The sequence below is a fragment of the Gracilimonas sp. genome (assembly GCF_017641085.1).
Taxonomy (GTDB): domain Bacteria; phylum Bacteroidota; class Rhodothermia; order Balneolales; family Balneolaceae; genus Gracilimonas.
The window spans coordinates 1,435,369-1,449,678 of the sequence record NZ_JAEPPI010000001.1; the positions used below are offsets into that span (position 1 = coordinate 1,435,369).

9 protein-coding genes are annotated in these 14,310 nt (G+C 46.9%); 4 read left to right on the plus strand and 5 right to left on the minus strand.

The genetic code is table 11. The features are described 5' to 3' along the window. From JJ941_RS06200 to JJ941_RS06215, 4 genes are all read left to right on the plus strand, one after another. Nucleotides 1–1,779, plus strand: coding sequence for a hypothetical protein (locus JJ941_RS06200; RefSeq protein WP_290962889.1), 1,779 nt, complete (start codon nt 1–3; stop codon nt 1,777–1,779). Continuing rightward, nucleotides 1,776–6,380 carry a PKD domain-containing protein gene (locus tag JJ941_RS06205; protein ID WP_290962891.1) on the plus strand — a complete coding sequence of 1,535 codons (4,605 nt, stop codon included), beginning with the start codon at nt 1,776–1,778 and terminating at the stop codon, nt 6,378–6,380. Before JJ941_RS06200 ends, JJ941_RS06205 begins: the two co-directional genes overlap by 4 nt. Nucleotides 6,381–6,487: 107 nt before the next feature. Beyond that, nucleotides 6,488–7,840, plus strand: coding sequence for a Trk system potassium transporter TrkA (gene trkA, locus JJ941_RS06210; RefSeq protein ID WP_290962892.1), 1,353 nt, complete (start codon nt 6,488–6,490; stop codon nt 7,838–7,840). Next, nucleotides 7,840–9,354 carry a TrkH family potassium uptake protein gene (locus JJ941_RS06215; RefSeq protein WP_290962894.1) on the plus strand — a complete coding sequence of 505 codons (1,515 nt, stop codon included), beginning with the start codon at nt 7,840–7,842 and terminating at the stop codon, nt 9,352–9,354. The genes trkA and JJ941_RS06215 overlap by 1 nt, the downstream gene beginning before the upstream one ends. Before the next feature lie 14 nt (nt 9,355–9,368). On the opposite strand, the gene JJ941_RS06220 is transcribed toward JJ941_RS06215, so the two are convergent. The 5 genes from JJ941_RS06220 to JJ941_RS06240 form a co-directional block, all read right to left on the minus strand. Continuing rightward, nucleotides 9,369–10,241, minus strand: a complete 873-nt coding sequence (locus JJ941_RS06220; RefSeq protein ID WP_290962895.1) for an alpha/beta hydrolase — start codon at nt 10,239–10,241, stop codon at nt 9,369–9,371. A gap of 122 nt (nt 10,242–10,363) precedes the next feature. Continuing rightward, complete coding sequence (locus JJ941_RS06225; protein WP_290962896.1) at nt 10,364–11,929, minus strand: FAD-dependent protein; 1,566 nt, start codon at nt 11,927–11,929, stop codon at nt 10,364–10,366. 57 nt (nt 11,930–11,986) lie between these two features. Further along, nucleotides 11,987–12,649, minus strand: a complete 663-nt coding sequence (locus JJ941_RS06230; RefSeq protein ID WP_290962897.1) for a YceI family protein — start codon at nt 12,647–12,649, stop codon at nt 11,987–11,989. After that, on the minus strand, nt 12,642–13,271 hold the full coding sequence (locus JJ941_RS06235; RefSeq protein WP_290962898.1) for a hypothetical protein: 630 nt from the start codon (nt 13,269–13,271) through the stop codon (nt 12,642–12,644). The genes JJ941_RS06230 and JJ941_RS06235 overlap by 8 nt, the downstream gene beginning before the upstream one ends. Before the next feature lie 130 nt (nt 13,272–13,401). Continuing rightward, complete coding sequence (locus tag JJ941_RS06240) at nt 13,402–14,244, minus strand: LytTR family DNA-binding domain-containing protein (RefSeq protein ID WP_290962899.1); 843 nt, start codon at nt 14,242–14,244, stop codon at nt 13,402–13,404. Nucleotides 14,245–14,310: the final 66 nt, after the last annotated feature.

Sequence of the window (14,310 nt, forward strand, 5' to 3'; positions counted from 1 at the left end):
ATGAAATTTCGCTATCTGCTCATATCGCTGATTTTGTTTTCTGTTGAACCGGGAGAAATCTATGCCCGGCAAAACCCGCTTACCTTTCAATCTCAGGATTTACAGCTGATTGCCCAGCGCTACACCGGAAGCACGGTCAACTGGCCCCTTGTTATCGAAATGGCCTCTCACGATGTTGATAAAAACTCCTTTACCCTGGAACCGTCGGCCATCCTTCAGTTACAGAATTTTGCTGAGTTTTCTTCAAAGGTGAACGAACAACAAAAGCGGATCAGTGACCTCATTAATTCCGGGGCCACTGTATTTGCCGCTGAAGAATATGCAGCCGTAAAGGAAATTATCAGCAAATATTCCACCTCCATCAGTGAGGGTGAACTGGACCAGGCTATTGGCTATGCCGGGCAGCTGGAGCAAGCCGTTGATGAAATGGAAACCACACTGATGAATAACCGGATTGTGGACGTGCAGGCTCAGCTCAGCAGAAAGAAAGGGGAAGTAAATAAGAGAGTCGGGCTACTGGGCAGCTGGTCTGACTCATTCATTGGAGATTTATTCAAGCAATCGGACGGCATCAGAACGCTGATTGAAAGCTACGCCACCCTCTCCTTTACCGACGGCAGTGATATTCAGGTTAACCCCAATACCATCGCCGTAATCCGTAAATCCCGAATTGATAAGCTCAACAATGCGAGCGATACGGAAATCACCTTGGAAGACGGTGGTTTGTTAGCCAAACTTTCTGCCGCCGGAAAAGACCGAAGTACATATGTATTGAATGCCGGTCCCTCGCGTACCGAACTGAAAACTCAAAATTTCTATGCCGAAACGGAAGGTGTTGAACGGGCCAAGCTATCCAATTACGACGGAGAAGCCATCATAAACTCGAACGATGTCACAATCACCATCCAAAAAAATCAGGGTACCATCGTGGAGGAAGGAAAAGATCCGTTGCAACCGGTAGAACTTCTTCCTGCTCCGGAACTGGACTGGTCATCAGCTGATACCCTTATCAATGAAGAGGAACTTCTTTTTGCATTCCGGGAAATAGACGACGCTGCAAATTACCGGGTCCAATATAGTAACTCTCCGAACTTTGACGGCCAACTTACAGAAGTAACCACCAGCGAATCAGCGGTCAATATTGAAAACCTGCCTATGGGTATGACCTACGTTCGGGTTCAGGCCACAGATCAGCTTGGGCTTAGAGGGCCATTTTCCAAAACAGCAAGAATTATTCGTAATGTAGATAATCAGCCTCCTCCGGTATTTTTGGATAACATTCGGGGCAACATTTTGTTAACCTCGGGCGATACTTACACTGTTGAAGGCGTTACTGAACCGGATGCCGTTCTCACCATGAATGGAAAGAGAGTGTCGGTAGCTTCATCCGGTCGCTTTTCACATACACTATCGAACTTATCGGGAGAAACCGATGTAAAAATCATATCCAAAGACCCGACCGGTAATGTATCCGAACTGGATGTAATTGTAGCCCGGCTTACCGAAGATCAGCTCTATGATTTCAACATTGGTAAAGCTTCTGCATTACAATCTAACCGTGTAAAAGCGGGCAGTACTATTATTTCCTCTAAAGCTTATAACGGGTTGAAGGTGATAATTTCAAACCAACAGCAGTCCCGAACTATTGCAACCGACGGTCAGGGCCGCTGGGGGACTAAAATCACGTTTATTCCCGGCGAACTCATCATCACCTTTAAGGACGTGAGCACAGATCAAACCTATTTAACGAAGACATTTATTGTTGAGGCAGACCAATGAAGAAAATAGCCTTTGGTACATATCTTCTTCTGATGTTCTTACTATCTCCGCTGGCTTTGCTGCAGGCGCAGGATATGTTTCTCTCTATATCGGGACAGAATACCGAGTTCAAAAGCGGGGACAACCGACATCAGTATGACATCTGGATAAAGCCGGATGCCGATGCCCCCAAAGCTATGCTTCAACTTTTTGATGCCGGTATTGGCGGTACCATCGATCAGATTACCACCACAAACGCCAACACCACAACCACCTATCGCATCTATCCTTTTGAGGAGCTCTATTCCTTCAGTGATAACCAAATTACTGAGAAATCCGGTAGTAGTTCGGATCTGGAAACTTTGTCGGTGATGAACGAAGAACGGTTCAAAGGCCGCTGGATTAACTTATTTGTGCTCAACGAAGAAGTTGAAAATGGATTCATCGTTCGGGTTACAGCCGATGGCGGGAATGATGTAAATAATTTTGATCTGAGAGTCAGAAATACGGTTGGTGATCCGCTTGAAGGTCAACCCTGGAAGATTATCACCATAGACCTGGGGATTGGCATTTTTGATATGTCACCGGAACAGAGCGTGCAGGTGAAGCCGTACAATCCGGGCGTTGTGCTCCCAGCTTTGGAGGCCGACGGTGAAGAAGACAGCAAGATTGAAATCACCGATGCAACCGGTACGTACTACCCACTTAGTCAGGAAAACACTCGCCTTCCTGAAAACAGCTTTGGTATTGAAAGCGAATGGGCCGTAAGCATCAGCGGCTCCAGGCAGATACTGAACAACATCGCTATTTACGGTAAGGAACGACCGATTTTATGGTTGTATGAAGGTCACTTCCATCCGACTGCAAAACCCGATTTCAATATTCAAACCACCACCGCCAATAACTGTACGGATAAAACTTTCAGGCTCAGCAGCACCACCCTTTCTCAAAGAGAGATGCAGAATGCGGAGTGGACTCTTAACGAAAGAACACTGGCTACCGGTTTTTCTCCAAACATACCGTTTACCGTTCGGGGTAAACAAACCATAAATGTGAAAGTACCCAACCCGGCACCGAATGTGCTGCCAAAATTCTGGGTCACTTCAACAGACATTGATATTACCAGTCCGCCCATTGCCCGCTTGCAAAGTCCAAAGGAAATTGTAGCACCCGGAGAGGTTATCACCCTTTCGGCGGAAAACTCTTACGATCTTGGCAGGCAGGAATTGAGCTATACCTGGTTTGTAAACGGACGTCCGGCTGGTAATGGTCCAACCTTTGATTTTTCTTCTGAGGATACAGGCACCCATATCATTTCGGTTCGGGTGAGTAACAGTGGAACTGTAGCGAGGTGTAACAACAGCCAGCGCCAGCTGCGTATTCGTGTAAATAGTCAGCCTTATGCTGAAATCCGTTATGACTCTACCTTCCAGACCGGCCAGTCACTTACCTTTTCTGCCATAAACATAAACGACAGTGACGGCGACTCCCTCAGCTATGAATGGGAAGGATTGGGGGTTACCGGCAACGAGAACACAAAACGCGAGGTGGCTATAAGCCATTTAGCAACCGGCACCTTTGATGTTACCTTAACGCTTGATGACAATACAAATACCGATAATTCCGGGTTCACTATCACCCGTTCGTACACGGTTACTCCTCCCCGCGCCGTAAACGTTCAGGAATCTTCGGATTCTACTTTAACTGACTCAACCCAATCCGGTCCTGCAACTGATAGCCTTTTGACAGATGAGATTCAATTTGAACCACCGGTTCCCAATCCCAATGCAGCCATCGAAGCTCCGAGAGTTTCATCAGTTTCAAAAGTTGGATTTACGCTGAATGATTCTCTCACAACTTCTACCAACACCGCTTCCGATTCCGTTCTTATTGAGTGGGATTTTGGAGATGGAACGGTAGCCTCGGGTGTTCAGCCTTCTCATTTGTATGAGAAACCCGGCACCTATGCAGTGAATGTGACCATCAGGAAAGGAGATGAGGTAGAGAAAAAGCGCCATGTAATTGTGATAAACGAATATCCGGTTGCTGATTTTACCGTACCTGATACGCTGGCCGGCGGACATGCTTTCCGGGTTGACGGCACCCAAAGCACCGACAAGGATGGTTTTATTACCGGCTACCAGTGGTATATTGATGGTGTGCCTGCTGCCACGGGCCCAAGCCCAACGCTGACCATCAACGACCCCGGCGAACACACCATTTCCCTTAGAGTTCAGGATAATTCCGGTCACGAAAATGCCCAGGACCTTTCCAGTAAAGATATATGGGTGAATCACGCTCCGGTACTAAAATGGAATATCAACCCGGATAAAATTGCACCGGGCGACGAAGTAACATTCGATGCCACCGAATCCTACGATCCGGATGGTCAGATTCGGGAGCTGAAATGGTCTTTCCCTGATGGAACTGAAATGAACGGCCCCGTTGTAACCAAAAGTTTTGGAGAAAGCGGACCGCACTACTTTACTCTCACTGCTACCGACAATCAGGGGCTTGCGAATTCCACCATCTCCAAAGAAGGTACGGTCAACATAAACCATGAGCCTTATATCATTACAGAACGAGTAGTCCGGTCCAACTCCCTGGACATTAAACTGGATGCTTCCGAAACGTATGATGTAGATAACGACCAGGTGTTTTTTGAATGGACACTCCCGGATGGTTCCAAGCGAAATGAAGCCAGTTTCAGCTGGAGAGCTCCGGAATTTGGGGTACACATCGTGGGCCTATCCGTTCATGACGGACTTGAATTATCCAACAGCCGTAACCAGGAAACCATCCGCATACTTATTAATCGCCCCGTTGAAGCAATCGTTGATTCCCTGATTGCCACCTGTAGCGGTAAAACAGTTTTGTTCAACAGTTCAAGCAGTATCGATCCCGATGGAAACGACTTTGATGTAACCTGGTATTTCGGAAATGGAGAAACCTCTAAGGAAGCGAACCCTTCTTATGTTTATGATGCCCCCGGTGTTTATGAGGCCCGCCTGGAACTTACAGATGGCATCACCGAGGAAAAGACCGTTGCCAAGATACCGGTGATTGTTGAGGGTTCTCCGGTAGCCAAGATGAATGTTAGCGACACCACCATTTGTGTGAATACCGCGCTTAACCTCGATGGTTCAAACAGTGTGGACCCCTCAGGAGCTCTTCCCTCCCTGGTTTGGAGCCTTGGAGACGGCACTACTGAAAGCGGCCCAAAAGTACAGCATGTGTACACCGAACCCGGTATTTATCCACTTACCCTGACGGTTCAGGGATCCGGTTCAGCACAGTGTGGAAATACAAATCAGGTACGAGCAACCGTAAGGGTAATTCAAGGCCCGAATGCCGTTTTTAATTTACAAGAGTGGGCCAGTCCCGGTGATGTGATTACCCTGGATGGGAGTGCTTCTTCGGCAGAAGATGAAATAATCAATGCCGAATGGAGAATTGAGTATGTACCGGATGGGTCAGTAGAAACCGTTCAGGGCCTGGTTGCCGACCACCCTTTTACTGAACCCGGTGAATACCTGGTGACTTTATTTCTGCAAACTGATTCATCCAGCGGCTGTAATACCGTGACCCTTACGAAATCCATAAAAGTAAATGCAGCTCCTAATATCGTCTGGGATATGCCGGAAACGGTTCCTGCCGGTTCTGATTTAAATCTGAATGCCCTGCAATCAAATGATCCGGACGGTTTTATCAAAGAGTATAGTTGGTTCCTCGATGGGGAATTAATCAGCAAAAATGCCTCGGAGATCATTAAAACCGTTGAGCCCGGATTTCATACCATTGCCCTGGAGGTGAAGGATAACTCCCCTTCCAATAATAACCGGGTTCGTATGGAGAAACGCTTTTTTGCCAACAGTTCACCCCTGCCTGAGATAACCGCTCCCGGAAAAGTATATCTGAATCGACAAGTCCGCCTTTCGGGAGGACCAGAAACAGACCGTGACGGAGATCAACTTATTCAGCAGTGGAAGGTGAATAATCGCCTCATCGATGATTCCACCTTCACCCCCACCCAACTTCGGGAATATCGCATAACCCTGATTCAGGATGACGGACGTGGGATATCTAACTCGGTAGATTCGGCTGTGGTTCATATTATTCCAATCGGCCATCCGAATATCGATCCCGAGTATCCAGAGCAAATCAGTTTTGGGGGCAGCCTTTCCATCAGCGACCTGAAAATACCCCGGCAGAACGACTGGAAGTTTGTAGTGGACGGATCCTATCAAAACAGCTGGTCGGCCGATACCCCGGGTCCGGACAGCCTGCACCTGATGTGGTTTTATGAGCAGCGGCCCACATCGTCTGTGAAATACCCTATCGTGGTATCCGAGCCGCTACGGTTTACAAATGAAGCCGATACCGTCCGGAATGCGGAATGGAATCCGGCTAATCCTTTTACCGTAATCAGAGCGCCGGAAGTAAACCGTGAGGTTTCACAGGTTAAGTTTACCTGGCTGCAGGACGGGGAAGAAATTGGAGTTGGATACCGCATCAGTCTGCCGGTTCAAAAGGGAGAGAATCGCTTCAGGGTCATAGTTCGAGACTTGCAGGTGAAACAATCATCACCCGTTGAAACCGAAATGGTTATTATCACTGAATAGATCAGTATCTGCAAGATAATATTGGATTTAAAATATTCTATATGGTTTTATTTTCAGTAAAAAAGATGGTAACATTGAACGTTTTATAATTAATCATCAGGCTTCATTTGAAGATTGTTATTATTGGTGCCGGAGAGATTGGATACGACCTCGCCAGCGTACTTTCATCAGAAAAACACGACGTTACCGTGCTTGACCGTGAGAAAGAGTGCCTCAACAAGGTATCAGATTCTCTCGATGTGCTCACCATAGAAGGAAATGCCACCTCCGTTAAAGATCTCGTAAAAACGGATGTAGCTAACGCTGATATACTGATATCGGTTACCAGCATCGATGAGGTGAATATGATTTCCGGTATGATCGGGAAACGACTGGGGGCAAAAATGGTTATTGCCCGGATTCGCAGCGACGAGTTCTCTCAGGATAATGCTCCCCTTACCCCTTCCGATCTTGGTATCGACGTAATGATCCATCCCGAGCTGAGTGCCGCCCAGGAAATCGCCCAGTTGTTGAAGAGGTCATCAGCCAGTGATGTAATTAACCTTGCGGAAGACCGCATGCAGCTAATTGGGATACGCCTGGAGCCTGATTCACCTTTAATTGGCAAATCCTTAAATGAATATTCAGCCCTTCACTCTGATGTCACTTTTCGCGTGGTAGCTATTGGTCGACGTGGCCGCACTATTATTCCCAATGGTTCAGTAAAACTTCAGAAATATGACCAGATGTTTGTTCTGGCTAAAACCGAAAACATTCCCTTCATCATTGAAACGACTGGTAAAAAAGAGATGGAATTGAATTCGGTGATGATTGCCGGTGGTTCCGCTATGGGAGCCATGATAGCGCGGATTCTCTGCGCCGATCCTTCCAAAAAATGGTCCATTAAACTGATTGAACCGGACTATGATACCGCTGAGGAACTCGCTATCGAGCTTAAGGAAGTGATGGTATTAAACGGGAATCCTACCGACCCGGATTTACTGGCCACCGAGGGTATCAGCGACATGGATGCTTTCATAGCGGTGACTGATGACGAGGAATCCAACATTATATCCTGCCTGATGGCCAAGCACCTTGAGGTCAAAAAGACGGTAGCCCTTGTATCCAAACCCGATTTCATCCCATTGGCTCAAACTATTGGACTGGATGCCGTTATAAACAAGAAAGTAGCTGCTTCCAACGAAATACACCGTTATGTGCGCCGGGGACGCGTAATTTCAGTTACCGAACTGAGAGGTATTAAAGCAGAGGTTATTGAACTGCAAGCTAACGAAGGCTCTAAAATCACCCAAAAACCCATCAAAAAATTGCGTCTTCCGGATGGATGCGTGATCGGTGGTGTTCTTTGCGATGGTTCGGTTGAAATTGCCACCGGTGCAACGGAAGTAAAGGCAAACGATCGGGTTATGATATTCTGCGTGCCTTCTGCCATCGATAAAGTAACCAAGCTTTTTCAATAATGGCTCTTTCACCGACTTCAAACCTGAACCGGGCAAATATTGACTTCCTTGTCGTTTTGGGAGTTTTGGGTGCATTCATCTTTTTTATGGGTTTCGCCCTGATGCTTCCTGCATTCGTTGATTTTTACTATGGAGAAGATACCTGGCACTCCTTCCTATTTTCAGCAGCCATCGCTTTTGTGGTGGGTGGTGCTCTTTGGTATTCCTTTCGCCCTCAGGAAGAGCTCAGAGTCCGCGAAGGATTCCTGATTGTAAGCCTTACCTGGCTTTCACTCTCACTGGTCGGAGCCCTTCCTTTTGTGATCTCAGGAGTTCTCCCTTCTTTTACCGATGCCGTTTTCGAAACCATGAGCGGTTTGTCAACCACCGGCTCAACCATACTGGGCGGAACCACCAGCGACGGTTTCCGGAATCCACAGATTGAAGATATCCCCAAAAGCTTTTTATTCTGGCGCTCGCTCGCTCACTGGCTGGGGGGAATGGGTATTATCGTTTTATCATTGGCGATCCTTCCCTTATTGGGAATTGGAGGCATGCAGCTGTTTCAGGCAGAATCACCCGGCCCCACTGCCGATAAGCTCACCCCGCGTGTGCAAGAGACAGCTAAGCTTTTATGGGGCATTTACGTTGCCTTTACAGCAGCCGAATTCATTTTGCTGTGGCTTCATCCTTCCATGGACTGGTTCGAAGCCATTAACCATGCTTTTGCGACTATGGCAACGGGTGGATTTTCAACCAAAAATGCCAGTATCGAGGCCTTCAACTCTGCCTATGTGGATTGGGTCATTATCATTTTTATGTACCTGGCAGGCATTAACTTTGCCATGCACTTCCGGCTTATTCAGGGCGACAAAGGGGCCTTTTTGGGCAACCGGGAGATTCGATTTTACACGCTCGTTATTTTCATCGGCATCGTAATCATCTCCGGTTCGCTGTGGGTAATTGATAACTATAACATTCTTGACGCTCTTCGATACGGCGCCTTTCAGGTACTGGCCATTGTAACAACCACCGGCTTTGGAACCGACAATTATGAAGTCTGGAATTCTATTGGGGCCTTTTTCCTGTTCCTGCTCTTTTTCACCGGTGGATGTGCCGGCTCAACCGGCGGCGGTATTAAAATGATCCGCTGGATGATTCTGATTCGTAACACCGGACGAGAGATCAAGCAAATCATTCACCCCAAAGCGATCCTTCCTGTAAGAATAGGCGATCAGGCCATTAACCGAAATATCCAGCAGACGGTGCTGAGCTTTTTCATTCTCTATGTGTTCATTTTTGCAGCAGGGGCTTTTGCTATCAGTCTGTTTGGCTACGATATCATGTCATCCATTGGGGCAAGTATAGCTGCTATTGGTAATATCGGACCGGGTTGGGGTGATTTTGGTCCTACAGATAACTTTGCCGGACTTCCTTACCTCGGGAAATGGATTTTGATTATGCTGATGATGGTGGGGCGGCTCGAAATTTTCACCGTACTGATCATCTTCTCTCCTGCTTTCTGGAAACAGTGATTTCAGGTTACATCTCATCCCTTTAAAAATGTATCTACCCGTTGAGAGAGCCATCTCCTGAATTCTTCCGTAGTTGGTGGACTGTGTCGGGTATCCGGCAGCAGCTCCGTTTCAACATTCGGGATGTGTGCTTTTGCCCTTTCAATCAATGGTTCTCCGGGAAAAGACAAATCATTGTCTGCAGCAATAGTGAGAACCGGCATATTCAAGTTTTGCAGTTCTTCATCAGAGGCGACCGACGGAATTCTCTTTGGAGTGATGAAGTCATTTATGGAATCACCAAGAAAATGAGCCCAATCATCATCCCAGGTTGTTAAGAAATAATCTACCAGTTTTTTCAGGTTCTCTTCGGACGGGTTGAATTTATATTTAATCATCGGAATCGTCAGGGTCATTAAGCCTTTCATCACCGGAGCTTGAAAAATGCCCGCCGGAACTAACAGGATCAACTTACCTACTCGTTCGGGAAATGCCGTTGAAAATTCACGGACAATATATCCGCCTATGCTTACCCCGAATAAGTGAACCGTTTCAAGTCCACAAGAGTCTATAACCCCGGCAAGCCATTGAGAATGACTATTGTCTTTAAATGAAAGCCGTTCAGGGATGCCTTTCACGGAAAAACCGGGGATATCCGGAAGGATGAGTTGGTAATGCTCGGCCAGGTGCCTGATTTCAGAAAGCAAGTGAGCCGAACTGTTAAGCATAGCGTGCAGGCAAACCAACGGTGGCTTATCAGGATTACCGGCCACTAAAACATGGCTTTCCCCGAATGAGGTAGCAACCATCTTAAACTCCACATTCAGATCAACCTTAGATAAAAAAAGTTGAAACCATTCTTCCTGCCTGTTTCGCGCTTCCTGACTCTTGAAAATATCTTTTCCCACTTCAGTAGATTCTTTTGGAATTATAATTGAAGCCCTTGCACGTTTAAGCAAGCATGCGACAAAGCTCCATAGTAATACGATTCACCTGATTTCCAAAACAGAATCAGACTTGGTTCTCTTAGTTATGCTTCGTTTCCCCGTCTCATCTTAACCTGCTTGGCACACCTCATTCCATCCATGGCTGCAGAAACAATTCCCCCTGCATAGCCGGCTCCTTCACCACAGGGATATAATCCGGCAATTTGTACATGCTCCAGGGTTTCTCTGTTTCTTGGGATTTTAACAGGACTTGAAGTACGGGATTCAGGAGCATGAACCACGGCGTCATTAGTCAGGTAACCTCGCATACTGCGATCGAATTGAAGAAACCCTTCTTTCAGGTTTTTATGGATGAAGTCTGGCAAAACCGAACCCAGTTCAACCGAGGTAATGCCCGGTGCATAAGAGGTGTTGGGCAAGTCCTCAGAAACATCCCCTTTGATAAAGTCCCGCAGGCGCTGAGCCGGTGCCGTTTGGGTTTTCCCTCCTTCTGCCCAGGCTTTCTGTTCTATGGAGCGCTGAAATTCCATGGCCGCAAGTGGTCCGAATTCTTCAAAAGGCTTAAAGTCTTCAGGCTTCAATTCTACCACAATGCCTGAATTGGCCGTAGATCGGGCCCGGCGTGAAGAAGACCACCCGTTGGTCACAACTTCCCCCGGCGAGGTTGCACAGGGAGCTATAACGCCACCCGGACACATACAAAACGAATACACCCCGCGATCATCCACCTGTTTAACAATACTGTAGGCAGCAGGCGGAAGATAGTCTCCCCGGGTTTCACAATTATACTGAATGGTGTCTATCAGTGATTGCGGATGCTCAACCCGTACACCGATGGCCAGTGGTTTGAGTTCAATTTCAATTCCTTTTCGGTATAACAGCTCAAAAATATCTCGAGCCGAATGTCCGGTCGCCAGGATTACACTTTTAGCGGTAAACCTGGTTCCGTCTTGGGCAATCACTCCTTTTATGGACGAAGAATCAGCAATGAGATCGGTAACACGGGTATTGAAATGAATGTCTCCGCCGTGCTGTAAAATACACTCCCGCATGTTGGCTATAATATCCGGCAGTTTATTGGTTCCAATGTGAGGGTGTGCTTCCACCAGGATATTCTTTACCGCTCCGAAACCAACCAGCAGATCCAGCACTTTCCGAACATCCCCCCGCTTTTTGGAGCGCGTGTATAGCTTACCATCCGAATAGGTTCCGGCACCGCCTTCCCCAAAGCAGTAGTTCGAATCCTCATTCACCTCATGCCTGACGTTAATTCCCTTGAGGTCCTGAATCCGGTCTTTTGCATTTTTTCCACGCTCAATGATGACCGGCTTCAGCCCATTTTCCAGCAGCTCAAGTGCAGCAAACAAGCCTGCAGGACCGGCTCCAATTATTATCACCTCTTCGGCATTACTCACATTGGGATAATCGGGAAGGGAGATTTCATCCGGTTCAAACTCCTCATTGATATACATCCGTACTTTGAGGTTGTAGTAAGCCTGTCTGGATCGGGCATCGATGGAACGACGTAATACCTGCACATGACGCAGATCTTCCGGGGCTAACCCCTCTTTATCAATTAGGTATTCTTCAAGTAAATGAGACTCTCCTGCCACTTCGGGCAGCACTCGGATCTGTAGTTCTTTCTGCATGCCTCAAAAATACGGAATTGCAGGGTTTTAACTAACCGAATCCGGAACTAAGCTCCCTCAATTATTCATGGTGAGTGCAACCAGCTCAACGGAAATGGAGATATCTGGATCAACAAAATTATTATCGATAAGACTGGTGAGCCGTTTCCAATAACTTCCCTGATAAGAGATATTATACTCAAACCGGTCGATGGTAAATGAAGCATTGTAACGAATGCCTGACTTATCCGATGTTTTCGCGGCGTTGAATTCTACTTCCCGGGTTACATCTCTGACCGACAAGTTGCCTGTTATCCTCACCCGTTCACCTTCCAGCTTCCTGGTTTGGGTGATTTCAAATACCGCTGTTGGATATTTCTCCACATAAAAGAAGTCTTCACTTTCCAGATGCTCGGTTAAATATCGCCGCGGAACCGGATCACTTTTGGGAATGTCGGTTACCGTTATGGAGTGCATATCGGCTATGAAATAACCGCTGGTCAGCTGGCCACCATCTAATTCCAGGTGGCCTTCACGCAACTTCAGTATTCCTTCGTGGCTGTCGGAACCTCGCATTTCGGTTCCTCTCCATTTTACTACCGATTGCTCGGTATCCACAATCAGGTTTATGCTTTCGGTTGAGTCTGTTCTTTGCTCTTCGTTACTTTGAACCGCTGCGAATACACATGAAGCACCGGCAATCAGAATAAAAAAGGTGGTATGGAAGATTGCCTTATTCATAGCCCCTCACATTTTTACCCAGAATGAAATCTCTTTCTCCAACCAGGATGCCGTTTTCTTTTTTCAGGGATAAAACGCCTGAACTTCCTCCTCTGGGTGCATCCGGATTTTGCTGGTCATCATCTAACCGTGGATCATCTTCAAAAAAGTAGGATCCCAACCAGTAGTATTTTCCATTCGGTTCCAGAACAATGGGATGAATGTGTGCCGGTTGTGTTGCGTATTTACCGGGCCGGAAGGTGTAGAAGGTATATCTGCCATCAACACCGGTTTTAACCCATCCATGAATGTAACCGTAGCTGCGTTCCCAACCGGTTTCGCCGCCCCGTTTCGGATATACTCCATCCGCGTTGGTTTGATGAACGAAGAGAATCACCCCCTCTGCCGGAGTCTTACCGTCGCTTTCATAAATAGTACCGGTAATTTTGATTTTGGGTTCATTGTCACCGAATTCAGGTAAGGTGTCGGTTGGGGAAAGCTGGCGGTCACCAAAATCCAGCACGGCTTCACAACCCTGACACGGACCTCCAACCAGCCGTGCATTCTTAAAGGCCGACTCCTGCGCAAAACCGCAGCCGGACCCCATCATCAGTAACAAAAGCGAGAGTAGTATTTTGATCATATTCATTAGTTCGGGATTAGTGTTTATAAGAAAACGTTACACTTCACCCGCTAATGTAGTTATTCAGAAGGGCATTACGACCTGCATTAGCATGACATGAGTGATTTACCGAACAAGATGAGTAGAACCGCTACAGCAAATTTCCCCTGAGCGCATCTGCATAATTACGACTGAGCCGAACCTGATTTCCGTCATCCAATATCACATCATAATCCCCGTTTCCGCGCGACTGTAATTCCTCAATTCGGTGAGTGTTCACGATGGTGGATTTATGAATTCGCTTGAAGTGATTGGGCAAGTCTTCGATTATATTCTTCAGGCTGTCGAGTCGCACGTGCTTTTGTTTGTCGGTGAAAATATCGAGGTAAGCACCATCCGAACTAATCCACTTGATGTCGTTAACATCCACCACCAGGTTACTTCGTCCATTCTTGATGGTTAGGGTTTGGGGCTGATCCGCAGATGCCTGTTTTTCCCCGGTTCTTCTGCGTTTCATATAAACCGTCAATCCTGAAAGAGCCGTATAAACCGACAGTGCTATATACAATCGGGTGGAAAGTTTTTCAAAGAGGATATAGAGCAGGGTCATGGGGTTGTCGTGGATGAGAATGGAAACCCCGAACAGTATCACAGAAAAAACCAGCAGATGAACAAATGTTACCATTATGATTTGAACACCCAACACGGCGATATATAGAAACCCGGATGTTCGTTCTCCTGCTTTGGCTATGCCAAAATCCAGTGCTATAAAAAACGGGATAAATAGTGGCCAAAAGAGTTTGTAAGCTAATGACTCTCCCGCCCTGAAGGCACTATTCTGAAGCACCGAACTGATGTAATCCTGACCGAATTCCAGAAAAGCAATGAACAGCCAAAACGCACAAAAGCCCATAAAATACTTTTTATTCTCCACCGAGAATAACCCCGTTGAAGGGACTTTTATAGGTTGATAAAGCTGCTTTAAATAACTCATAACAATTGGGCGCAATTGCAGGAATGATGACTTCGGTGCTCTAAACAGGCAACGCAGTTATCTAAC

What these genes read in the sequence shown, in the direction of transcription:
- JJ941_RS06200 (WP_290962889.1), top strand. Translation starts at nt 1, where the DNA reads ATGAAATTTCGCTATCTGCTCATATCGCTGATTTTGTTTTCTGTTGAA.
- JJ941_RS06205 (WP_290962891.1), top strand. Translation starts at nt 1,776, where the DNA reads ATGAAGAAAATAGCCTTTGGTACATATCTTCTTCTGATGTTCTTACTA.
- JJ941_RS06215 (WP_290962894.1), top strand. Translation starts at nt 7,840, where the DNA reads ATGGCTCTTTCACCGACTTCAAACCTGAACCGGGCAAATATTGACTTC.
- JJ941_RS06225 (WP_290962896.1), bottom strand. Translation starts at nt 11,929, where the DNA reads ATGCAGAAAGAACTACAGATCCGAGTGCTGCCCGAAGTGGCAGGAGAG.
- JJ941_RS06230 (WP_290962897.1), bottom strand. Translation starts at nt 12,649, where the DNA reads ATGAATAAGGCAATCTTCCATACCACCTTTTTTATTCTGATTGCCGGT.
- JJ941_RS06235 (WP_290962898.1), bottom strand. Translation starts at nt 13,271, where the DNA reads ATGATCAAAATACTACTCTCGCTTTTGTTACTGATGATGGGGTCCGGC.
- JJ941_RS06240 (WP_290962899.1), bottom strand. Translation starts at nt 14,244, where the DNA reads ATGAGTTATTTAAAGCAGCTTTATCAACCTATAAAAGTCCCTTCAACG.